This window comes from Lacinutrix sp. MEBiC02595, from assembly GCF_053601555.1.
In genome coordinates this window covers 1-1085 of sequence record NZ_JBSHNU010000183.1, presented here as the reverse complement: position 1 = coordinate 1085, position 1085 = coordinate 1, and the positions used below count along the sequence as shown (strand labels likewise).

The 1085-nt window shown below is 28.2% G+C and carries 1 protein-coding gene; it reads left to right on the top strand.

Annotation, left to right across the window (positions count from 1 at the left end; translation table 11 throughout):
• Window positions 1-160 precede the first annotated feature (160 nt).
• Window positions 161-820: a hypothetical protein gene (locus tag ACVCZW_RS04620; RefSeq protein ID WP_452227746.1), complete on the top strand. Its 660-nt coding sequence runs from the start codon at window positions 161-163 to the stop codon at window positions 818-820.
• The last annotated feature ends 265 nt before the right edge of the window (window positions 821-1085 follow it).

Genomic DNA, 1085 nt, shown 5'->3' with positions numbered 1-1085 from the left:
TAATAAAACCAGTGCATAACACCGTATATATTTTATTGCTAGTTCTAGCTTGTTTACGAAAATCCTCGCGGATTTTCTATTCCGTTTTTATTTACTAACTTAGTTGCTTAATCACGCAACAAAGCATATACAAACACGTTGGCAAACATATGTCCAAATAATGAAATTCATCAAACTAACAATAATTTTACTTTTGACTTTTAGTTGTTCAAATGAAAAAAAAATAGCACAATTTGAAAAGGTTTTGGGAAAAGAAAACAGCGAAACTCTGACTTATCTCGTGAACGACTTTGAATCTGACTTTCTCAAAAGACAATATCCGAATTTAGACACTAAAAATGCTTACAAACAATTCTTGACTGATTTAAAAAATGGAAGAACTGATTTACTGAAAACAGTATCAAAAGAGAGTAGAAAGCGATTTGAACAAAGCAATTTAAAACATGAAATTTATAGTTATGTAGATTCTGTTTGGATAGAAAATGATTTTCTGATAAAAAAAAGATTTGTAAATAAAAGTCTAAATGGAATAATTCAATACAATGTTCAGACTCAATCTGGAAATATTCCAAGTAACTTTGATAAAGATTCTTTGATAATTGCAGAAATGGATTCAAGAACTCTAAACAATTTAGGAAAATATTGGATAGCATTGGATTCTATAAAAAATCAAAATGAATTCATTAAAGAATACTACAAATTCAAAATACCAATGGGCTTTTTACACCCAGAAATAGTTTCAAATATGATGTTAAATTCTGATTTAAATTTTTCTGACTATTACATTAAGAGAATTATAATAACCGATTTTATATATTAATAATAAATACGATTTGCCAACACCGTATATAATTTATTGCTAGTTCTAGCCTGCTTACGAAAACCCTCGCGGATTTTCTATTCGGTTTTTATTTGCTAAATTACGTACTTAACCACGCAACAAATCATATACAAACACGTTATCTATAAGTTACTCACCAACAAAAATTATTGGAAAATCTATAAGTCTGAACTTCCAACAAGGGAATAATTACTCAGATGAATAATGTAATCTGAAAAACGTTACGGATTGGATTCTGTTTGAT

What these genes read in the sequence shown, in the direction of transcription:
- ACVCZW_RS04620 (WP_452227746.1), top strand. Translation starts at nt 161, where the DNA reads ATGAAATTCATCAAACTAACAATAATTTTACTTTTGACTTTTAGTTGT.